Annotated in this window: 18 protein-coding genes; 3 read left to right on the top strand and 15 right to left on the bottom strand. The window is 69.3% G+C overall.

All coding sequences use genetic code 11. The features are described from left to right. Positions 1–13: 13 nt before the first annotated feature. Together MYSTI_RS24125 and MYSTI_RS24130 are read right to left on the bottom strand one after the other, a co-directional pair. A complete protein-coding gene (locus MYSTI_RS24125; protein ID WP_015350411.1) occupies positions 14–853 on the bottom strand; it encodes a 5'-nucleotidase C-terminal domain-containing protein in 840 nt (279 codons plus the stop codon). Next, positions 853–4,104: a TonB-dependent receptor plug domain-containing protein gene (locus MYSTI_RS24130; protein ID WP_015350412.1), complete on the bottom strand. Its 3,252-nt coding sequence runs from the start codon at positions 4,102–4,104 to the stop codon at positions 853–855. Before MYSTI_RS24130 ends, MYSTI_RS24125 begins: the two co-directional genes overlap by 1 nt. Positions 4,105–4,220: 116 nt before the next feature. Between MYSTI_RS24130 and MYSTI_RS24135 the strand changes: the two genes are divergently transcribed. Beyond that, positions 4,221–5,777, top strand: a complete 1,557-nt coding sequence (locus MYSTI_RS24135; RefSeq protein WP_015350413.1) for a ChaN family lipoprotein — start codon at positions 4,221–4,223, stop codon at positions 5,775–5,777. 40 nt (positions 5,778–5,817) lie between these two features. Here the strand turns inward: MYSTI_RS24135 and MYSTI_RS24140 are convergent, their stop codons facing one another. The 9 genes from MYSTI_RS24140 to kamD form a co-directional block, all read right to left on the bottom strand. Continuing rightward, positions 5,818–6,204 carry a hypothetical protein gene (locus MYSTI_RS24140; protein WP_015350414.1) on the bottom strand — a complete coding sequence of 129 codons (387 nt, stop codon included), beginning with the start codon at positions 6,202–6,204 and terminating at the stop codon, positions 5,818–5,820. 138 nt (positions 6,205–6,342) lie between these two features. Then, complete coding sequence (locus MYSTI_RS24145; protein WP_044900592.1) at positions 6,343–6,879, bottom strand: hypothetical protein; 537 nt, start codon at positions 6,877–6,879, stop codon at positions 6,343–6,345. 93 nt (positions 6,880–6,972) lie between these two features. Further along, complete coding sequence (locus MYSTI_RS24150; protein ID WP_015350416.1) at positions 6,973–7,767, bottom strand: class I SAM-dependent methyltransferase; 795 nt, start codon at positions 7,765–7,767, stop codon at positions 6,973–6,975. Continuing rightward, on the bottom strand, positions 7,757–8,533 hold the full coding sequence (locus MYSTI_RS24155) for an SDR family NAD(P)-dependent oxidoreductase (RefSeq protein ID WP_015350417.1): 777 nt from the start codon (positions 8,531–8,533) through the stop codon (positions 7,757–7,759). The genes MYSTI_RS24150 and MYSTI_RS24155 overlap by 11 nt, the downstream gene beginning before the upstream one ends. A gap of 147 nt (positions 8,534–8,680) precedes the next feature. Then, complete coding sequence (kce, locus tag MYSTI_RS24160; RefSeq protein ID WP_015350418.1) at positions 8,681–9,508, bottom strand: 3-keto-5-aminohexanoate cleavage enzyme; 828 nt, start codon at positions 9,506–9,508, stop codon at positions 8,681–8,683. Then, positions 9,505–9,903, bottom strand: coding sequence for a 3-aminobutyryl-CoA ammonia lyase (kal, locus tag MYSTI_RS24165; RefSeq protein WP_015350419.1), 399 nt, complete (start codon positions 9,901–9,903; stop codon positions 9,505–9,507). Before kal ends, kce begins: the two co-directional genes overlap by 4 nt. Then, complete coding sequence (gene kamE, locus MYSTI_RS24170; protein ID WP_015350420.1) at positions 9,900–10,685, bottom strand: lysine 5,6-aminomutase subunit beta; 786 nt, start codon at positions 10,683–10,685, stop codon at positions 9,900–9,902. Before kamE ends, kal begins: the two co-directional genes overlap by 4 nt. 4 nt (positions 10,686–10,689) lie before the next feature. Next, a complete protein-coding gene (locus tag MYSTI_RS24175; protein WP_015350421.1) occupies positions 10,690–11,166 on the bottom strand; it encodes a hypothetical protein in 477 nt (158 codons plus the stop codon). Continuing rightward, complete coding sequence (gene kamD / locus MYSTI_RS24180) at positions 11,163–12,713, bottom strand: lysine 5,6-aminomutase subunit alpha (protein WP_015350422.1); 1,551 nt, start codon at positions 12,711–12,713, stop codon at positions 11,163–11,165. The genes MYSTI_RS24175 and kamD overlap by 4 nt, the downstream gene beginning before the upstream one ends. Positions 12,714–12,970: 257 nt before the next feature. Here kamD and MYSTI_RS24185 point away from each other — a divergent pair, with 257 nt between their 5' ends. After that, positions 12,971–14,503: a catalase gene (locus tag MYSTI_RS24185; RefSeq protein WP_015350423.1), complete on the top strand. Its 1,533-nt coding sequence runs from the start codon at positions 12,971–12,973 to the stop codon at positions 14,501–14,503. Between the two features lie 128 nt (positions 14,504–14,631). After that, complete coding sequence (locus tag MYSTI_RS24190; RefSeq protein ID WP_015350424.1) at positions 14,632–15,249, top strand: ankyrin repeat domain-containing protein; 618 nt, start codon at positions 14,632–14,634, stop codon at positions 15,247–15,249. Between the two features lie 90 nt (positions 15,250–15,339). On the opposite strand, the gene kdd is transcribed toward MYSTI_RS24190, so the two are convergent. From kdd to coaBC, 4 genes are all read right to left on the bottom strand, one after another. After that, positions 15,340–16,371, bottom strand: coding sequence for an L-erythro-3,5-diaminohexanoate dehydrogenase (kdd, locus tag MYSTI_RS24195; RefSeq protein ID WP_044900594.1), 1,032 nt, complete (start codon positions 16,369–16,371; stop codon positions 15,340–15,342). Between the two features lie 167 nt (positions 16,372–16,538). After that, a complete protein-coding gene (locus MYSTI_RS24200) occupies positions 16,539–17,546 on the bottom strand; it encodes an alpha/beta hydrolase (RefSeq protein ID WP_015350426.1) in 1,008 nt (335 codons plus the stop codon). A gap of 25 nt (positions 17,547–17,571) precedes the next feature. After that, on the bottom strand, positions 17,572–18,660 hold the full coding sequence (locus MYSTI_RS44210) for a uracil-DNA glycosylase (protein WP_233277943.1): 1,089 nt from the start codon (positions 18,658–18,660) through the stop codon (positions 17,572–17,574). 205 nt (positions 18,661–18,865) lie between these two features. Then, positions 18,866–20,098 carry a bifunctional phosphopantothenoylcysteine decarboxylase/phosphopantothenate--cysteine ligase CoaBC gene (coaBC, locus tag MYSTI_RS24210; RefSeq protein ID WP_015350428.1) on the bottom strand — a complete coding sequence of 411 codons (1,233 nt, stop codon included), beginning with the start codon at positions 20,096–20,098 and terminating at the stop codon, positions 18,866–18,868. Positions 20,099–20,112: the final 14 nt, after the last annotated feature.

Raw genomic sequence — 20,112 nt, forward strand, 5'->3', positions numbered from 1 at the left:
GGCCCACTGGCACTCACCTGCCAGCGGGCCGCGCGGGTAGTGCGCAGTTCTCGAAGGTGATGCGCGGCTTCTCGGACAGCGCCCGCTCAGGCGTCGGGTGGTTCTCCCGCATGTACGCCGAGGCGATGTTCGCGTCCGTGCCGCCCAGCTTCCGCGCCTGCACCGGGTTGCGGTCCGGGTCCTTCCCCGCATTGCCGAACACCGCGTCGTAGCCGTCGCCGCCCTCGAGCAGGAAGCTCGGCAGGGCCACGCGGTAGCGGATGCTCGGGTCCGTGCGAGGCGGCAGCGGGACATTCACGTCCCCCACTTTCAGAGCCCGCACCCGCTGGCCTCTGCCCTGGGCGCAGTCCACGTGCATGGTCGTGCCGTCCGACACCTGGAGGAACGCGCCCGACGGTGACGCGATGAGCTGCCCTTCCTTGTAGAGGCTGCCCACGCTGGCCTCCATCATCGCCACCAGCTCGCTCTCGGTGAGGTCCAGCGTCACCACGAGGTTCTCGAAGAGGATGACCTCATGCAGCACGCCGTCGGTGAGCGGCCCCTTCTTCAGCGTCATCCGCGTGTAGCAGAGCCCTTCGGCGCGGAGGGAGCCCCCGTTGACGACGCCCAGCATGGCGGGCCGCGCGGTGCCGTCCTCCGCGCGTCGGAAGGAGTCCGCGACCAGTTGCCCCAGCGCGTTGTTGTCGTGCCGGGTGAAGGCCTTGTCGAGTTGCACGTCCTGGCCCAGGTAGCCGACGACGGCATCCGGGTCCGGGACGAGCGGCTGACACGAGTCGTTGTAGGAGATGCACCCGGACAGCGGCGCGGAGAGCACGCACGCGACGGCGGCGAGGAGGGACTTGGTGGTGGGCATCAGAAGTGGGCCCTCACGGTGAGGTAGCCGGACATGCCCTCGCGAGGGAGGTTGCCCGGAACGCGGTCCGGGCGAGGCACGTCGTCGCGAAGGTCGGTGTCGAAGACGTTGTGCGCCACAAGCGTCACCTCCCAGATGTCGAGGATGGGCTCGGAGCGGATCTGCGCGGTGATGAGGCTGTAGGCGGGAATCTTGTAGCGGCGGATGAGCTCCAGCACGGAGCGGCTGTTGTTGCGGCGCTCGGCGCCCGCGCGCACGACCAGGTCGAAGTTCACCCAAGCGCCAATGGGCATGGAGACGCCCGCGTTGAAGCGCGCCTGCGGCGTGTCCGTGAGGAGGCGCGAGTGCGGCGGAAGCTCCATGTCCTGCGCGCGGGAGATGCTCGCGTTGAACCATGCGTTGGCGCGCTTGGAGGCCTCGAGGCGGGCCTCGCCCTCGATGCCGTACACGCGCACGCCCAGCTCGCGGTTGCGCAAGGGGACGATGTTGCCGGAGGTGTCCACCGGGACGATGGGCGAGGCGAAGATCTCCAGGTAGGCGTTGGCGCGCAGCCGCACGCGGGCGTCCCCCGCGGACTGGATGAGGTCCGCGCCCAGCTCGAAGGTGTCCACCGTCGCGGGCTGCAGGCGCGGGTTTCCCTCGAAGCGCCCCTGGTTGTAGTCGGTGTCGGGGATGCGCTCGACGAGCTCCTGGAGCGTGGGCGCGCGGAAGGCTCGGCCGTAGAGGGCCTTGAGCACCAGCGCGTCCGTGGCGGCGAACACCAGGCCCACGCGAGGATTGATGCGGGGCACGAAGCTGGTGCCGGTGATGGTGCCGCTGCCATCCACCGTGGGCAGCTGCGTGGCATCCACCCGCACGCCGAAGGTGAGCGTCAGCGGACTGACGACGGTCCACTGGTCATGCGCGAAGAACCCCACGGTGAGCCTGCGGGCCGCGGCGCCGTCGGCGAGCTCCAGCGGATTCGCGAGGCCCTCCGGCGCGGCGAAGCCACCGGAACGGACGCGCGCGTCGAGCGTGTAGTTCGTTTCGTAGTCGTAGTCGCCCAGCGACTGCTGCTCCACCACCGCGCCCAGGGACAGCCGGTTGCCGGGAGACAGCGAGATGTCCGCGTCCACGCCCCCCATGAGGGTGCGCACGGAGATACGGGTCTGCTCCCGCATGCCGTCATTGAAGAGCTGCGCGGTGTCCGGACCGGTGCGGAAGTTCTTGGGGGTGATTTGAAAGAGCCGGTCGGTGGACTGCTGGTCGAACCCGGCGCGCGCGCGGAGGAGGACCGCGGAGCCCAGCTCCTGCTGCCAATGGAGGTCCGCCATGAGGACGTTCCACTTGAGCTTGGAGTCTTCCCCTACGGCGTCGAAGAGGCCCATGAGCGCGGTGCGGTCCTCGGTGAGGAAGCGCACCGATGCGCCCAGGCGCCCCGCGTTGCCCATGGCGTACGTCGCGCCGCCGCCCACGTTGAGGAGGAAGCGGTCATCGCGAGTCTTGCCCGCGGGCTGTTCGATGGTGCGGAGTCCCTGCGAAATCGACTCGTCGTCGAGGCCGTCGTTCTCGATGACGTTCGCATCGCCGGACTGGCTCCACACGTCCGCGTCGGCGAAGAGGCGCAGGTCTCCGAAGGAGTGCCCCGCGGAGGCGTGCCCGTTGAAGGTGACGGCCAGGCGCTCGTCCTTCTCCGGGAAGCCGCCCCCGGACACGGCGGTGCGGACCCCGTCCGAGGTGTCGGTGACGATGTTGACCACCCCCAGGAACGCGCCCGCGCCATAGAGCGCCGAGCCGGGACCGCGGATGACCTCGATGCGCTCGAGGTTCTCCACGGGGAGGTTCATCAGCGCCTTGCCATCGAAGAAGTTGTTGAGGCGATGGCCGTTGAGGAGGAACAGGACCTCGGCGTCGTTGCGAAGACCGCGCACCGCCGTGCGGTGGAAGCCCTGCACATCCCGGCTGATGGTGAGCCCGGGGACCACGTCCAACACGTCCGCGACGGTGCGCGCCCCCAACGCGCTGATCTGCTCCCGGCCGAACGAGGTGGCGATGGCGGGGACCGTCCTCACCTTCTCTTCATGGCGCGTGGCCAGGGCCAGGGTGTCCTCGGCGCTGTAGAGGGCCATGTCCTCCTCCAGCTCCGAGCGGGGCTCGTCGGCGCCACTGCTCTCGCGTGTCGAGGAGCCCTCACGCGAAGGCGGCTCGTCACGGCTCAGGGCCTCTCGAGGCGATTCACGCGAGGCGACGGCATCGCGAGAGTCTCGCGACGTGGAGCCGCGTGAGGGGCCCGGCTCTCGTGAGGAAGACTCACGCGTGGGCGCGTCTCGGGAACCGGAGGCTCGCGAGGTGGCCGACTCGCGGCCTGACGTGTCTCGCGACGTCACGGACTCACGACTGGAGGAATCGCGCGAGCCTCTCGAGGCCCCCGCACTCGCCGGGTCGCGCGTCGACGTGGACTCTCGCGAGGCGCCCACCGGGTCGCGCGTCGATGACGTGGAATCTCGCGAGGCTCCCGCGCTCACCGGGTCGCGCACGGAGTCTCGCGACGACGTGGACTCTCGCGAGGCGCCCGCCAGGTCACGCGCGGAGTCTCGCGACGACGTGGACTCTCGCGAGGCGCCAGCCGGGTCGCGAGAGGACGTCGCGCTTCCTCGTGCGGGAGTTGGAGATTCTCGCGAGGCGGCGCGGCCGTCGCGGGCCGGCGTCTTGGGCGGCGGGACACCGTCCGCGAGGTCCGCGGTGAGGGCCGCCATCGAGTCGTCGTCACTCGCGCTCGAGGACGGTGACGGGGTCTTGGCTCGCTCGGGAGGCTGCGACGGCCGGGTGGCGGGGCGCTCGTCGGCGGAGAGGGAAGTCGAAGGTGGAGTCGTCGTGGTGCGGCTCGTCGGAGCTTCGCCCGCGACGAGGACGCGGGCGGGACGCTCGGCGGACTGGAAGATGGAGATGCGCTCGCCATCCGCGGTGAGGCCCTCGACGTAGTACTCGACTCCCGGCGGCACCATGTGCTCTGCGGGGATGACGCCGCGATAGAGGTCTCCGTACTGACGCTCCATCTGGACCCGGGCGAAGGGCTCGCCGGGGCCTCGGTAGCGGACGAACATCTCGAGGATGCGCCCTCCCTCCACGAGCGTGCCATCCAGCCGCAGCGGGCTGTTGGCCGGGGCGCGCGGTGGAGCGGAGTGAAGAAGGGAAGGCTCCTCGGCCTGGGCGGGGGCGGCCGCGAAGAGCACGAGGCTGAGGAGGGTCGCGCGTGCGAGTGTGTTCTTCAAGCTGACGGCGATGCTCCATTGCCGGGATCTCCGAGTCAAGGAACGGCCCGGGATGCCTTCCGAGCCGCCGATTTTTTGCCGGGTCTCCGAGGCCGTGCGAGGGATCTGCGCACCTCATGCGCGACTCGCTCGCCCTGCACCATGCCCTCTTCCGTCGACAGCGGGCACAAATCGCCCGCGTGGTGGACGGGCAGACAGATGCCTTCCGCTCCTACGAGGCCCGTTACCGTCGGCGCACCGCCAGCTATCGGCGCGTCCTGCCGCTGAGTGACGTGCACCAGCGCGTGCGCGCCTCGGACGTCGTGTACGTGGGCGACTACCACACGCTTCCCCTGGCCCAGCAGACCTACGTCGAGCTGGCGGAGCAGGCGCTCACCACGGGCCGCCGTGTCGTGCTCGCCCTCGAGTGCATCGAGGGCCGGCACCAGGCCTCGCTCGATGCGTGGAACGCGGGGCGCCTCTCGGAGCGCTCCCTCCTGGCGCGCCTGGGAGCCAGCACCGACGGTACGGGCTTGGGTCCCGGCAGCTCGCTGCGCGCCCTGCTCTCCTTCGCCCGCCGTCATCGCCTGGAGGTCGTCGGGATTGATCGTCGCGCCCAGGGCGAACGTTCGCTCGCCCTGCGGGATGCCTATGCCGCGGAGCGCATCGCGCGGGCGGCTCGGGCGGAGGACCGGCCGCAGGTCCTGGTGCTCGTGGGCCAGTACCACATCGCGCCCTGTCACCTTCCCGCGCAGGTGGAGCGCGCGCTGGGCGACGACACGCGCCGAGGCCTCGTGGTGTACCAGAACGCCGAAGGTGTCTGGTGGCGACTGGCCCGCGACGGAAGCATGGGCTCCGCCGAGGCCGTGGAGCTGGCCGACGACACCCTGTGTCTCCTCAACGCCTCCCCGGTCGTGTGTCAGCAGAGCTTCCTGGACTACCTGGAAGCAGAGGCCGGAGACACGCCGCTGGTGGACCGAGGCGCCTCCGAGCGCTTCCGGGAGATGGCGGCGCTCATCGGGCGTCTCGCCGGTGTCCCGGTCGGCCGCGCGCTGGAGTCGGTGGAGGTCACCACGGTGGCGGACGGGGACGTGCTCGCGCGCATCCAGCGGCGAGGACGCTTCACGGCGGCGGAGCTGTCGCAGCTGCGCCGTCACATCCTGTCGAGGGAGAGCAGCTACATCCCTCGCGCGCGGACGGCATATCTGGCGTCGCTGTCGCTGAACCACGCGGCGGAGGAAGCAGCGCACTTCGTGCGGCACTGCGCCGTGGGCCCCGCGATGGAAGCCCCCCGCACGGCGTCCGAGGCGTTCTATGCGCGGTGCATGGAAGAAGCACTGGGCTTCTTCGGCTCGCGACTGGTGAACCCGCGCCGCACATGCCTGGGACTCGCCGAGTGGGCGAAGCGCTTCGGCGAGACTCGCGGGTTGGACCGGCAGATCTCCGCCTTCGTGCTCGCGCACAAGGCCGCGGAGGTGGAGGCGCCCGAGGAGGCGGTGAAGCTGCTGCCCCTGCGCAAGGACCGGCTGTTCCACGGCGTCAGCCACGCGCTGGGGTACCTGCTGGGCGACCAGCTCTACCGCGCCTTCGACGAAGGACACCTGGCGAAGACGGACGTCCGCGCCCTGTTCCGGGACCCGTTCGTGGATGCACGGGCCGCCTACTTCACCTGGACCGAGCGGCTGCGGGGCTGAGCCCGCGGCGCCTCATGCACAGGAGCTGAACCCAGGCGCCTCAGGTCTTCTGGGGCGCGGAGGCCCGCACGGCCTCCTTCACCTTCTGACGCAGCGTCCGGACACGCTCACGCGCCTGGAGGCGCTGGTCCTCCGAGAGCTGTCCACCCGCCGCGTCACGCTGGGCCTTCAGCTCCTCCCGGAGCTGGCGAGCCTCCGCCTTGAACGCATCCGCCTGCGCCTGGCTCAGCCGGCCGTTCTCCACGGCCCGGTCCAGCCGGTGCTCCATGCGAGCAAGCTTGTGCTCACCCTTCATCCCCCGGGGCCCATGCCGACCGTGGTGAGCCTCCTTGCAGTCCTTGCCGGACGCGGCGTCCTCGGCGAGCACAGGGGTGGCCAGGAACAACGAAGCCGCGACGATGGAACGCAAAAGGAACGTCTGACGCATGTTGGAGCTCTCCCGTGGGTTCAACGGGCGCGAGCGGCCTGCCCACTCGCGCCCTGCTGATGGGAGAAACCCCCTGCGTCGGTGGAGGTTAAATCCCGCCCCGGCCCGGGCTCGGACCTGGAGCGTCCCCGCCGCTTGCTACCCCGCCGTGCAGTCGCTCAGCTCGTACGAGAAGTCGCGCCGAGGCGTCTGGCCCGGGTCCTGGTTCACGACCCCGATGTCCATGAGCTGATGGGTCGCCTCCTCCTGCCCCGTGCCCCCGATGACCAGCGACTGCCGCGTCACCTTCGTGGAGAACATCCCCATCTTCCCCGCGGTGCCGTTGGGCTCGCGCCGCCAGCAGCTCACGATGCGCGGGTCCGACGCCGCGAAGTGGCAGAACGAGTACTGCCCCACCACCTCGCGCTTCAGGTAGATGCAGCGGCAATCCCACGGGTCATAGACCTGCGTCGCCACCACGCCCTCGTACCCCGTCGCCGTCTGCTTCAGCTCGAAGTAGCTGCCGTCCTGCGGAATCTCGCAGAGCAGCTTCACGTCCCCCACCGCGCGGTCCGTCCGCTGCGCCAACGCGGCCTCGGACCCGGTGGGCGCCGACGACGGCGCCGGCTCACAGCCCGCGCCCAGCAGCGCGAGGCTCACGACACAGAACGACGAGAAACGCCAAGATGTACGCATTTGCGCCCCATGCGGGATGTCCCGGGGAATCCAGGACATCACACATGGGAGTCTTTCCAGACCCTTCGCGCAATCAACTTCTGAGGAAATCTGTCAGGGCGTGACGGGCTTGAGGGCCCGGGTCGCGATGTAGCTGTCGAAGTACTCGGCGACGAGGTCGCCCTTCTCGAACTTGTCCTCGAAGTAGCCCGCGAGCAGGAAGCCGGCGTCGAGCTGCCCGCCAATCTGGTCCTGGAGCGTGTGCGCGACGCAGAGCGGCTCGTGCTTGTCGGTGTAGCGCCGGCGCTCGGCCTCCGTGAGGCTGGTGAAGTCCGAGTAGGGCATCTTGTACTTCACCTGGAGCACGCCCTTGTCCTGCAGCTCCGGGTCGAACAGGAAGATGACCGGGTTGGTGAAGCCCGACAGGAGCACGCCGCCGGGGCGCAGCACGCGGAACGCCTCGCGCCACACGGGGAGGATGGTGTCCACGAACGAATTCGAGCACGGATGGAAGATGAGGTCGAAGCTGCCGTCCTCGAACGCGGAGAGGTCGCGCATGTCGCCCTCCACCAATCGAAGCTCCAGCCCCTCCCGCTCCGCGACCAGGCGGTCCTGCCCCAATTGCCCGGGCGAGTTGTCCAGCACCGTCACCTTCGCCCCGGCCGCGGCGAACACCGGCGCCTGCTGCCCCCCGCCCCCCGCCAGACACAGGAGGCGCTTGCCCGCGACGTCACCGAACCAGGACGCGGGCACGGGCTTGGAGGGCGTGAGCACGACGCTCCACTCCCCTCGCCTCGCGGCCGCGATGACCTCCGGTGCCACCGGCTGCGTCCACCGGTTGCCGAGCGAGACCTGGCGGTCCCACGCCTCGCGGTTGTGCTTCCTCACGTCGATGGTCTCAGTCGTCATGCAGCACCCTTCCTTCCATGCCTCCGGCGACCGTCACGACCTCACCCGTCACGTGGCCGGAGATGAAATCCGAAGCGAGTGACACCACCACTCGCGCGACATCCTCGGGCTGCCCCACCTTGCGCAACGGCATGGTGCGAGTCACCCGCTTCACGAAGCCCTGCCCGCCCAGCTTGTCGCGGTTGCGGTCCACCTCCGTCCAACCCGGGCACACCACGTTGACGCGGCCCAGCGGCGCAATGCGGCCCAGCTCGTTCTTCAGGCTGCGCAGGAACCCTCCCGCGATCGCGCCCTTCGCCGCCGCATAGTCGGAGTGCCCCGCCTCGCCGAACAACCCCGCCGTGGAGCTGATGATGACGATGGTCCCCACGCCCGTCGTCGCCACGTGCCGCAAGAAGCCACGGCAGCACAGGAAGACGCTGTCCAGGTTCTCCGCCAACGTGCGGCGCCAGCGCTCCAGCGACATCTCCCAGACGGGGACATCGGGGCTCGGCCACACGCCGGCGTTGCACACCAGCACATCCAACCGCCCCAGCGCCGCCACCGACGCGGGCACGAGCGCATCCACCTCCGCCTCCACCGTCAGGTCCGCGCCCACCGCCGCGCCTCCCACCTCCTCCGCGAGCTGCTTCGCCTTCGCCTCTCGCGAGCGGTAGTGCACCGCCACCTTCGCGCCCTCGCCGGAGAACGCCCGGACCAGCGCGGTGCCAATGCCTCCCGCGCCGCCCGTCACCAGGACGCCCTTGCCCTTCAGCTCCGTGTCCATCGCATGGCTCCTCGGACTGCCTCGGGCCGATTCACACACCACCCTCCGGACGAGCTCCGGCGACCGGCAGCCGCCGACGTGAAGGCCCCGCGGGTCCTGACGTGAAAAGAAGACCGCCGACGCGAGAGCTTCGCGCCGGCGGGAGGTTCAGCTCAACCGGAGGAGCTTGCGCGCCTGTTCCGGGGTGGCCGGCTCTCGGCCATGGGCTCGGGCGCGCTTGGCGGCCTCGGCCACCAGCTCCCAGTTGCCCTTCGCGAGCACGCCCTTGGACACGTAGATGTTGTCCTCCAGGCCCACTCGCGCGTTGCCGCCGCGCTTCGCCGCCTCGTCCACGTAGGGAAGCTGGTGCCGGCCCACGCCCGCGACGGTCCAGGTGCTCCCCTCCGGCAGCGAGGCAATCATGAAGTCCAGCACCTCCGGCCGAGGCTGCAGCGTCCCCGGCACGCCCAGCACGAAGTCGAAGTGCGCCGGCAGGTCCACCAGGCCTTCCTTCGCCAGGTAGCGGGCCTCGTCGATCATGCCCACGTCGAAGCACTCCAGCTCGGGCCTGAGGCCCAGCGCGCGGATGCGCCTGGCGATGTCCCGCACCAGCGGACGCGGGTTCCAGAACACCTCTTCGCCGAAGTTCACCGTGCCGGTGGTGAGGGTGGCCATGTCCGGCCGGTCCTCACCCGTCAGCGTCAGCGGCCCGCAGCGCTGGTCCACCGTCATGCCCACCGCGCCGCCCGTCGACGTCTGGATGAGCACGTCGGTGCGCTTGCGGATGGCGCGAATCGCGGCCCGGAACAGTTCCGCGTCCTGGGACGGCTTGCCGTCCGCGGTGCGCACGTGCAGGTGCACCATCGCCGCACCGGCCTCGCGGCAGCGCGCGGCGTCCTCGGCGATCTCCTCGGCGGTGATGGGCAGGTGGGGCGTCTGCTCGCGAGTCGTCTCCGCGCCGACCATCGCCGCGGTGATGACCATGGGAGTGCTCATCGCTGACCTCGCTGCTTGTCCTTCGGAACCACGCAGGTGCCCGAAGCCCGGCACACCACGATGGGCTCCGACAAGAGGTCCGCCGCCGAATCGTTCACATCCGTCCGCGGGCGGATGACCTTGCGGGCCTCGAAGCGCATCTTGCGCGACGTGTTGCCCGCGCTGACGATTTCGCCTTCCGCCTCGATGAAGTCCCCGGCGTACACCGGCGCCAGGAACTCCACGGAGTCATAGGCCCGGAACAGGCCCTCGTCGCCGTCCGCGCGGATGCAGAGCTCCGTGGCCACGTCGCCGAAGAGGCCCAGCATGCGCGCGCCGTCCACCAGGTTGCCGCCGTAGTGCGCGTCGTGACTGCTCATGCGCAAGCGGATGATGGCCTTGGTTCCCGTGCTCACTGGGGCTCTCCCTGGTAGTGCATGTCCTGCGGCTCCTTGCCTTCCTTCTTCAGGAGCGCGTGGACGATGTAGTTGGCCACGTCGGAAGGCTTGGTGCCCGGACCGAAGCCCGCGTCGAAGCCCAGCTCCAGCGCCAGCTTGTGGTCCACGCGGGGACCGCCCAGGAGGAGCTGCACCTTGCCGTGGATGCCCGCCGCCTTCGCCGCGTCGATGAAGTGCCGCGAGTTGTCCTTGTGCACGTCGCGCTGCGTGACGACCTGGCTCACCAGGATGGCGTCGGCGTTCTTCGCCATGGCCCGCTTGATGAGGTCCTCGTTGGGCACCTGGCTGCCCAGGTTGAACGCCTCGAAGCCCGGGTAGCGCTCCAGGCCGTAGTCGCCCGCGTAGCCCTTCATGTTCAGGATGGCGTCGATGCCCACCGTGTGCGTGTCCGTGCCGGTACACGCGCCGAACACGACGATGCGACGGCCCACCTTCTCCTTGATGAAGGCGTTGAGGTCGTCGAAGGACATCTTCTTCACGACGACTTCCGGCACGTCGATTTCGGCGTAGTCCAGCGTGACGTTCGACCGGGCGTACACGATGAAGAACGTGTAGCTGTCCGCGGCGCGCTCGGCGGCGGCCACCTTGACGTCGGTGTACCCCATCTTCCGGGTGAAGACGGCGGCGGCCTCCTTGGCCTTCTCCGACAGCGGCACCGGCAGGGTGAACGAAATCTGCACCACGCCGTCGTCGCGGCGGTCCCCGTAGGGGCGAATGATTTGTTTGCTCGGCTTCACCATCTGCTCACTTCCCCCCGGCCCGCACGATTTTCACGCTGGTGGCCACCTTCTCCGCCAGCGGAGCGAAGCGCTCCTTCTTGTTCTGCTCCATGTGGAAGACGACGGACCACGTCGTGCGGCCATCACAGCCCACGTACGTCAGCGTCTCCACCACCCCGCCATTCGTCGACTGGTCCTGGTCCGCCCGTCGCGCCGCGGGCTGGCCGCCCACCTTGAGGCGCTCCCAGTTGGACCCGCCGCTGCCCTTCACGATCTTGTCCACGCAGACCGAGGCCTTCATCCCCGCCGTCTGCACCGCGCCCACGTCCACCAGGAAGTACGCGTCACCACTGGGCGCCAGGAACTTCGTCGTGCCGTCCTCCACCGACTGCGTCCACGCGGCGGGAACCTGCATCCCCACGTTCTTCACCTGGAACTGCGCCAGGGCGTCCGCCGAACCGCCAGCCGCCATCACCACCGTCAGGATGGTACCGAGCATCATGTTGCCTCCAGGATTTCCAGGAACGGGTTGAAGTAATCCGACGACTTCTCCATCACGCCATCCAGGCCCTTGCCGCCGGTCTCCTCGCGCTTCACGTCGCCGAAGTGACCCTTGCCGATGGCCGCCACCATGCCCTCGTCACGGCATTCCTGGAGCAGCTTCATCGCCTGGCCGAACACCTCGCGGGCGCGGTTGGCGATCTTCCCGTCCTCCCGGACGGTGAACTCCTGGTCGATGCCTCGCGCCGCGCGGTGGATGTACGACGCCGACTTGAGCGCCACGTAGCGGTCCGCGAGCAGCGGCGTGTGCATGGCCTCCGTCATCATGCCGAGCAGCTGGATGCCCTGGTTCGTCCAGATGGCCACCAGGTCCGCCATCACGTCGTACGCGTGGCTGAAGAAGATGTCCGTCTCCTTGTGCTTGGTGGGCGGCATGTACTTGAGCGGCGCGTCCGGGAAACAGCGGCGCACCAGCATCGCCTGCGACAGCTCCAGGAGCAGCGTGTCGTCGCGGTACGGGTCGATTTCGTACGAGTGGCCGATGCCCAGCTGCCAGTCCTTGAGGCCCGCGCGCTTGGCGAAGCACTCGTTGATGAACTGGCTGGCGATGACCGTGTGCGCCGCGTCGTACGCGTCCGCCGTGGTGATGTAGTTGTCCTCGCCCGTATTGATGATGATGCCGGCGAGTCCACAGATGCGGCGGCTGAAGTACTGGTCGATGAAGGTGCGACGCATGTTGATGTCGCGGAACAGGATTCCGTACATCGCGTCGTTGAGCAGCATGTCCAGCTTCTCGTAGGCCGCGCAGAAGGCGATCTCCGACATGCAGAGGCCGGACGAGTAGTTGGTCAGCTGGATGTAGCGCTTGAGCTTGCGGCTCTCCTCATCCAGGGCCTCGCGCATGATGCGGAAGTTCTCCTGGGTGGCGTAGGTGCCGCCGTAGCCCTCCGTCGTCGCGCCGTGCGGCACGTAGTCCAGCAGCGACTGCGCGGTGGAGCGGATGACGGCGATGACGTCCGCGCCCGCCTGGGCCGCGGCCCGGGCCTGGTCCACGTCGTCGTAGATGTTTCCCGTCGCGACGATGACGTACTTGTGCGGCGCGGGAGACATGGGGAACTGCTTGCGAAGGTCATCGCGCGCGGCGATGCGGGCCTTCATCTCCTCGAACGCGGAGCGGGCCTCGGCGCGCACCTCGGCGCGAAGGTTCTCCTCCATCTCCGGGGACAAGGGACCGAGCTTGTCCGCCGGCAGCGCCGTCAGCCGCTCCACGGCCTCCAGCGGGCTCTTGGCCCCCAGCTGGAGCGCCCGGCCATACCAATAGGCGGCGCCCCGGTTGAGAACCCCGGCGGCCTTGAGCTTGTCGACCATCAGGTTGGCGAGAGGCACTCCTCGCGCGCCTGCTCCGGAAATCCCAAAGAAGCGCAACACGGTGCGCTCGATGGATACAGTGGTGTTGCGGCGGATGAGGTCGAAGATCGGGTTGACGATCTCCTCCGCCAGAGTGCGCGCATGCGCAATCTGCGCGTCGTCAATGAACGGGCCTGGCATGGGCGCACCTTACCCGCCCAATCGCCTACAGGAAGCGCCGAAGAACACCGAGAATCCGCTGCCGCACCGCATTATCGGTTCACGATGCAAAACACCGACGATTCGGTGAATCCACCCACCGTCGGAGCGGTGATTCCACCGAAATGACGGTGAAGAGGCGCCTGACGACACTCCAACCCATTGGATTCATTAGCACCACGGTAGCGGCACGACGCGTGCTCTGGGGCGGGGAGCCTCACCCCCAGAGGAGCTTCCGAATGAAGACGCGTTCACTGTTGCTGGCGACGGTGCTGTTGAGTGGTCCGGCCCTCGCCGCCAATCCCCCACCCCTCACCACGGACACGGGTTCGGCGGTGGGGACCAACCAGAACTCCAAGACGGCGGGCGCTCATGGCGGCGTCCTGCTGGAGGACTTCCACCTCATCGAGAAGCTGGCGCGGTTTGATCGCGAGCGCATCCCGGAGCGCGTCGTCCATGCCCGAGGCACCGGGGCGTACGGCGTCTTCGAGAGCTACGGCAACCTCTCCCACCTGACGCGCGCGTCGATCTTCGCCAGCAAGGGCAAGAAGACGCCCATGTTCGTGCGCTTCTCCACCGTCATCCATCCGGCCGGTTCGCCGGAGGCGATGAGAGACCCTCGCGGCTTCGCGCTCAAGTTCTACACGGACGAGGGCAACTGGGACCTGGTGGGCAACCACCTGCCCATCTTCTTCATCCGCGACGCCATCAAGTTCCCGGACATGGTGCACTCGCTGAAGCCGTCGCCCTACAGCAACAAGCAGGACCCGAACCGCTTCTTCGACTTCTTCTCCCATCTCCCCGAGTCCACGCACATGCTCACGCAGGTGTACTCGGACCTGGGCGTGCCGGCGAACTACCGCCAGATGGATGGGCACGGTGTCCACGCGTTCAAGTTCGTCAACGCGAAGGGCGAGTACCGCTACGTGAAGTTCAAGTGGGCCTCCCAGCAGGGCGTCAAGAACCTCACCGCCGAGGAGGCCGCGCGCACGACGGGCGAGGATCATCAGCACGCCACCACGGACCTGTACGCCTCCATCGGCGCGGGCAAGTTCCCCGCGTGGGAGATGTCGGTTCAGGTGCTGGACCCGAAGGACCTGGACGCCTTCACCTTCAACCCGCTGGACCCGACGAAGGTGTGGCCCGAGGACAAGGTTCCCTCCATCAAGGTGGGCCGGTTCGTCCTCAACAAGATGCCGGACAACTTCTTCGAGGAGACCGAGCAGGCCGCGTTCTCCCCCGGCGTGCAGCCCCCCGGCATCGAGCCCTCCGAGGACCGCCTCCTCCAAGGCCGGCTCTTCTCCTACGCGGACACGCAGCGCTATCGCGTGGGGGTCAACTACCAGTCCTTGCCCATCAACCGCGCCCGCACCTCGGTGAGCAACAACAACCAGGCGGGCGGGATGAACTCCGGCAACACGAAGTCGACGGTGAACTACGAGCCGAGCATCACCCGCGAGACGCAGGACGCGGCTCCGTATCTGCTCTCGCGCGCGCCGCTCACCGGCACCACGCAGCAGCAGCCCATCGAGAAGACCGACAACTTCACGCAGGCCGGCGCCTTCTACACGGCGCTGGACCCGGCCGCGCGAGACCGCCTGGTGAAGAACCTGGCGGCCGACCTGAATCAGGTCCGTGATGCCCGCGTGAAGGCGCGCATGGTCGGCCACTTCTACGTCGCCCACACGGAGTACGGCACGAAGCTCGCTCACGCGGTGGGCGTGAAGGTCGACGACGCCCGCGCCGCGGTGGCCACGCTCGCCTCGCGCTGAGCGGAGGTGATTCATCCTGGCTCAGGCACCTCGCGCGCCGGAGCCCTCACCTGACAGAGGACCGGGGCGTGGTGCGGGATGCCCCCTCGCCCCGGTTCTGCTCGTCGACTTCGCCTTGGAGGACGACCATGTTTCGCAAGCTGATGTGGGGTGCGCTGGGCCTGCTGGTGCTCGTGTTCGCGGTGCTGACCACCGCGTGGTGGTCTCTTCGAGCGGAGCCCGCGCCCCAGGGCCGCCTGCTGGCCACCAGCGAAGCGGAGCGGTATCTGCTCGCCGCGGCTCGAGAGGGTGACTCGGAGGTCGTCTCTGGCTTGCTCGAGGCCGGCACGCCCGTGGAGGCGCGTGATGCACGGGGCTTCTCGCCCCTCATCCTCGCGGCGTACCACGGGCACCTGGACACGGTGCGCGTGCTGCTCTCCGCCGGCGCGGATGCCTGCGCGGGCGACCCGCGGGGCAACACCGCGCTGATGGGCGCGGCCTTCAAGGGACATGGCGACATCGTCACGCTGCTCAATCAGCAGCCCTGCGCTGTGGACCAGACCAACAGCCTGGGGCAGACGGCCCTGATGTTCGCGTCCCTCTTCGGGCGGCAAGAGGTCGTCGACCAGCTCCGCGAGAAGGGAGCCTCCCCCGACGCACGGGATGACAGCGGCCGCAGCGCCCAGGACTGGGCCCGGACGCAGCACGCGCCCCAAGCCCCGGTCGCCCCTGCGCCCTCGGGCGAGACCTCCACGGCGGCTCACTAGCAATGCGTCCAGCTCGAGCCCGTGGCGGCATGCCCACGGGCCCGAGGTCGCCCCGGAGGCGAGGGCTTCGCGCCCCCGCCCCGTCGGGACTCAGACGTACCGCGTGGCGAAGAGCTGGAGGAGCGCGGGCTCGGTGCGCAGCAGCGCCAACGTCAGCGACGCATGGCCGGGCACGAAGCCATTGCCCACCAGCATGGTGACGTCCTTGCCCACGCCCTCGGCGCCGAGCGCCGCCGTGGTGAAGCTGGTCGCCATGGAGAAGAAGATGGCCGTTCCTCCGTCCTTCACCGAGAGGATGGTCGCCATCTCCGTGTTGCCCACGCTGGCGCAGTTCACCACCAGGTCGCAGAGCTGTCCCTGGGTGGCCTGGCTCACCGCCTCCATCACGTCCACGCCCTGCGTGGCATCCACCTTCAGCGCCACGTCACACAGGCCCATGGACGACAGCACGTCCAACGCGGGCTGGGACACATCCAGCGCGATGAGCTTGCCCCGGCTCTCCAGGTTGCGCCGAGCCTGCGCCAGACACAGCGCCCCACTCTTGCCCGCGCCCAGCACCGCCACCGTCATCCCAGGCTTCACGTAGCGCGCCACCAGCGCGGGAGCACCACAGACGTCGAGCGCCGCCAGCGCCAGCGTGTCCGGGATGTCCGACGGCAGCTTCGCGTAGATGCCGCTGGAGAAGAGCAGCGCGTGGCCTCGGATGTCGACGCGGTCGATGTCCACGTGGACGGCCTTCACCTCTTCAATCACCAGGGGCGTCAGCGTCAGGCTCACCAGCGTGGCGATGCGGTCGCCCACCTGGAGCTGCTCGCGCGCCGGGTGCTTCGCGCCAATCTCCTTCACCCGGCCAATCAGCATGCCTCCCGAGCCGGTGACGGGGTTCTGCATCTTGCCCCGCTCGCGGACGATCTCCTGGATGCGCTCGCCGATGCGCGCCGGGTCGCCCCCCACCTCGCCCTTGATCTGCTTGAAGGAAGCGGCGTCGATGTTGAGGCTCTCCACATCGATGAGCATCTCCGTGTCACGGCACGGCAGCGAGGGGTCCAGCTTCCGAGCGCGCTGCGGCAGCACGCCCTTCTCGCCGACGACGCGGGACAGCCCGTAGAGGTCGTTGCTCATGGTCTCATCTCCCTGAAGGTCCTCCGCGCCCTCCACCGGGATGCCGTGGCGCGCGGGTGCCATGCCTCTATCCGCTCCCGAGGGGGGATGGCCAGCACCACGTCACGCTTCCGTCGGCTGGCGTCACCGGAGGCCGGGGTCCACCCCACCCGGCCTCCCCTCGCCCGCTACTCCAGCGAGAGCCTCGGCAGGAGCACCGACAGCGAGCGGGCGAAGCGATAGGACACGCCCGAGTGGCCGTCCTCGAACTCCTCGTGCACCAGCTCCACGCCCGAGCTCTTCAGGTCCTCCGCCAGCATGCGGGTGCCCCAGCGGATGTTGAACTCGTCGCGCGTGCCACAGTCGATGAAGAGGGTCTTGAGCTTCCGGTAGGCGTCCAGGAACTTCGGGACGAAGCGCACCGGGTCGTGGACCAGCCAGCGGTTCCACACGTCCACCTTCAGCCGCCCCGTCTGCGCGTCGAAGGGCAGCTCCAGGTTCAGCGGCTCACCCTTCTTGGGTGAGTACGCCGCCGCCATCGCCAGCGTGTTCACCACCGGAAAGTCGTCGCCGCGCATCTTCGTCTCGCGCACGCGCTGACGGAACTCGGACTGCCAGGTCTCGATGCCACCGGACTTCAGCAGCGAGCCCGCCGCCTTCGGCAGGTCCGGCAGGTAGCAGTACTCGAAATACGCGTCCGCCGAGTGCGCGCCCAGGTGAGAGAAGATCTCCGGGTGGTAGCGCCCCATCACCAGCGCGCCGTACCCGCCCGAGCTGTGTCCCAGCACGGCCCGCGACGCCGCCTTGGGCAGCGTGCGGAAGTGGCGGTCCACGAAGCCCACCACGTCCTTGGCCAGGTAGTCCCGGTAGCGGCCGATGGCGTCGCTGTTGATCCACTGGCTGCCGCCCAGCGACGTCCACCCGTCGGGGAACACCCCCACCACCGGGGGCACCGCGCCGGACTCGATGAGCGCGTCCAGCCGTTCCGGCACCGTGGGCGCGAAGCCCGACGCGTTCGTCCACGAGCCCCCGCTGCTGCCGAACGCATGCAGGAAGTACACGGCCGGATAGCGCCGGTCTCCCTCGCCATGGCCCGGCGGCAGGTACACGGTGAGACGGCGCCGCGCCGGGTCGCCCAGCGGATTGGACTCCAGCGAGGGGGAATGCACCTCGCGCGTCTCCAGCAATCCCTTCATCCGAATCTCCCCCCCGACGCCCCCGCTAGGTACGCGAGCCCGGGTTCTTTCCGAAAACCTTCATCACCGCTTGCAGGTCCGCCCACGCGTTGCGCTTCTCCGCGGGATTGCGGAGCAGGTACGCGGGGTGGAAGGTAGGCATGAGCTGGATGCCCTCGTAGACGCGCCACTGGCCTCGCATGCGCGTGATGGGCGTCGAGTCGCGCAGCAGCGTCTGCGCCGCGAACTTGCCCAGCGCCACGACGACACGAGGCTGGATGGCCGCCAGCTGCGCGCGGAGGAACGGCTCGCACGCGGCGATTTCATCCGGCTCCGGGTTGCGGTTGCCCGGGGGCCTGCACTTCACCACGTTGCAGATGTAGACGTCGTCGCGACCGAAGCCCATCGCTTCAATCATCTTCGTCAGCAGCGCACCCGCCGCGCCGACGAAGGGCACGCCCTGCAAATCCTCTTGTTCGCCCGGCCCCTCGCCCACGAACACCAACTCCGCGCGCGGGTTGCCCGTCCCGAACACGATGTTCTTGCGACCCGAGCACAGCTTGCAGCGCTGGCAGTCGCCCAGCTCGCGGCGGACCTGGTCCAACGTCGGCCGCTCCCCCCCCACCACCGCTGGCGAGGCGCGAGGCACCTCCAGGAGCGTCCCCGTCGACGCGGGCCCCACGGGTCGGGCAGCGGGTGCGCGCGCAGCAAGCGGCGGGCGAGGCGCTGCGGCCTCGGGATGCGCCACGGGGGCCGCCGCCCCCTGGCGCGGGGTCTCCATCGCGGCGAGAGGACGCGGCGAGGCCATCGCGGGCGCCGAGGCCGGGATGGCGGGACGCGGGGGCAGCGGAGCCTTCGGCTCGGGACCCGGCGGGGACACAGGCCCTCGCTCAGGCATCGCTCCCGAGGCTGAGGCGGAAGCGGCAGGCCGCGCGGGCGCCGAGGACTCTCCCATTCCCGTGGCCCGCGCCAGGCGCGCTCGGAGTGACGGCGCGGAACGCTGCAGCTCGGCCGCGGCCTTGGCGTCCATCAGCAGCACCCGGCCAGCCGCCTCCTCCTGCCAGAGCAGGTGGCGGCGGACATCCTCCAGCACGGCGCTCAGTTCCTGCGAGGCCTCGGGCGTGTCGTCGTTCACGGTGACTGATCGGTATCGGACGGAACGCCCGGGCGCAAGGAAGCGGACGCCCATCTCACAAGTCCACCCGGAGCGAGGGCGAGCCGGCCATCCCCTCCTGGGTCGGCTCGGCTCGCACATCGCGTCACAGACCTGTTGCTCGCCCCTCCTACCCTCCGGGCCTTCCCCGCGATGCGGCTTCTCTCGCGGGAACCGGGAAGCAGGCTCACCCCGCCGAAGGACGCCGCTCCACCGGGAGCAGCTCGAGGATGCCCCGAGCCACGGCGTCCTTGCTCCCCTGAAGCTCCCGAGGCGCACCCGTCCGCGTCAACACCGTCACCCGATTGGTATCCGTGCCAAAGCCCGCGCCCGGCGCCGTCACGTCATTGGCGACGATCACGTCCAGCCCCTTGCGCTCCAGCTTCTCGCGCGCGTGCTCCAGCACCCGCTCCGTCTCGGCGGCGAAGCCCACCAGCACCGGACGACGAGTCTGCCCCGAGACCTTCCGCGAGGCCTCCGCCAGCACATCCGGCGTGCGCACCAGGCGCAAGGTCTCCGGCCCGTCCACGCTGCCCTTCTTCACCTTCTGCGCCGCGCGAAGCTCCGGCCGCCAGTCGCTCACCGCGGCGGTGGCGATGAACACGTCGGCCTCCGCCACGCGCCCCAGCACCTCGCGCGCCATCTCCTCGGCGGTGACGACGTCCACCACCTCCAGGCCCGAGCGGTCCACGCTCCCCACCGGCCCCAACACCACCGTCACCGACGCCCCCAGCTCCCGAGCCGCCTGCGCCAGCGCCATTCCCATCTTCCCGGTGGACGGATTGGAGATGAAGCGCACCGGGTCCAGGAACTCGCGCGTGGGCCCCGCCGTCAGCAACACCCGCTTGCCCGCCAAGGGACCGGGCGAGAACCGGGCCGCGACGGCCGCGGCGATGGCGGGCACATCCGCCAGGCGTCCCTCGCCCACGTCACCACAGGCCAGGAGCCCCGCCCCGGGCCCCACCATGCTGAAACGCGAGTGCGACAGCAACGCCGCTACATTCTCCTGCGTCATCGCGTTGTCCCACATGGCCACGTTCATCGCCGGGGCCAGGACCACGGGCCCTCGGAAGGCGAGGAGCGAGGTCGTCACCGCGTCATTGGCCATGCCCGCGCGCAGCCGCGCCAGCAGGTCCGCCGTGGCGGGGGCGATGACGAAGGCATGCGCCCAGCGCGCCAGGTCCAGGTGCCCGAAGTTCCCCTCTTGCGAGGGGTCGAAATAGTCGGTGAGCACGGGGTGCCCGCTGAGCGCCTGGAAGGTGAGCGGCGTGACGAACTGCCGAGCGCCCTCCGTCATGGCCACGCGCACCTCGGCTCCCGCGCGCTGCAGCTCGCGGACGAGCTCACAGGCCTTGTACGCGGCGATTCCACCGCCCACGCCGACCACGATGCGACGGCCCTTCAATGCCGATGCGTCCATGCGGCTTCCTAATG

The organism is Myxococcus stipitatus DSM 14675, from assembly GCF_000331735.1.
Classification (GTDB): Bacteria; Myxococcota; Myxococcia; order Myxococcales; family Myxococcaceae; genus Myxococcus; species Myxococcus stipitatus.

Excerpts from the sequence above, each read along its gene's own strand:
- MYSTI_RS24135 (WP_015350413.1), top strand. The coding sequence starts at position 4,221 with ATGCGCGACTCGCTCGCCCTGCACCATGCCCTCTTCCGTCGACAGCGG.
- coaBC (WP_015350428.1), bottom strand. The coding sequence starts at position 20,098 with ATGGACGCATCGGCATTGAAGGGCCGTCGCATCGTGGTCGGCGTGGGC.
- MYSTI_RS24175 (WP_015350421.1), bottom strand. The coding sequence starts at position 11,166 with ATGATGCTCGGTACCATCCTGACGGTGGTGATGGCGGCTGGCGGTTCG.
- MYSTI_RS24125 (WP_015350411.1), bottom strand. The coding sequence starts at position 853 with ATGCCCACCACCAAGTCCCTCCTCGCCGCCGTCGCGTGCGTGCTCTCC.
- MYSTI_RS24185 (WP_015350423.1), top strand. The coding sequence starts at position 12,971 with ATGAAGACGCGTTCACTGTTGCTGGCGACGGTGCTGTTGAGTGGTCCG.
- kamE (WP_015350420.1), bottom strand. The coding sequence starts at position 10,685 with ATGGTGAAGCCGAGCAAACAAATCATTCGCCCCTACGGGGACCGCCGC.
- kdd (WP_044900594.1), bottom strand. The coding sequence starts at position 16,371 with ATGAGCAACGACCTCTACGGGCTGTCCCGCGTCGTCGGCGAGAAGGGC.
- MYSTI_RS24150 (WP_015350416.1), bottom strand. The coding sequence starts at position 7,767 with ATGACGACTGAGACCATCGACGTGAGGAAGCACAACCGCGAGGCGTGG.
- MYSTI_RS24200 (WP_015350426.1), bottom strand. The coding sequence starts at position 17,546 with ATGAAGGGATTGCTGGAGACGCGCGAGGTGCATTCCCCCTCGCTGGAG.
- MYSTI_RS24140 (WP_015350414.1), bottom strand. The coding sequence starts at position 6,204 with ATGCGTCAGACGTTCCTTTTGCGTTCCATCGTCGCGGCTTCGTTGTTC.
- MYSTI_RS24190 (WP_015350424.1), top strand. The coding sequence starts at position 14,632 with ATGTTTCGCAAGCTGATGTGGGGTGCGCTGGGCCTGCTGGTGCTCGTG.
- kce (WP_015350418.1), bottom strand. The coding sequence starts at position 9,508 with ATGAGCACTCCCATGGTCATCACCGCGGCGATGGTCGGCGCGGAGACG.
- MYSTI_RS24155 (WP_015350417.1), bottom strand. The coding sequence starts at position 8,533 with ATGGACACGGAGCTGAAGGGCAAGGGCGTCCTGGTGACGGGCGGCGCG.
- kamD (WP_015350422.1), bottom strand. The coding sequence starts at position 12,713 with ATGCCAGGCCCGTTCATTGACGACGCGCAGATTGCGCATGCGCGCACT.
- MYSTI_RS24145 (WP_044900592.1), bottom strand. The coding sequence starts at position 6,879 with ATGCGTACATCTTGGCGTTTCTCGTCGTTCTGTGTCGTGAGCCTCGCG.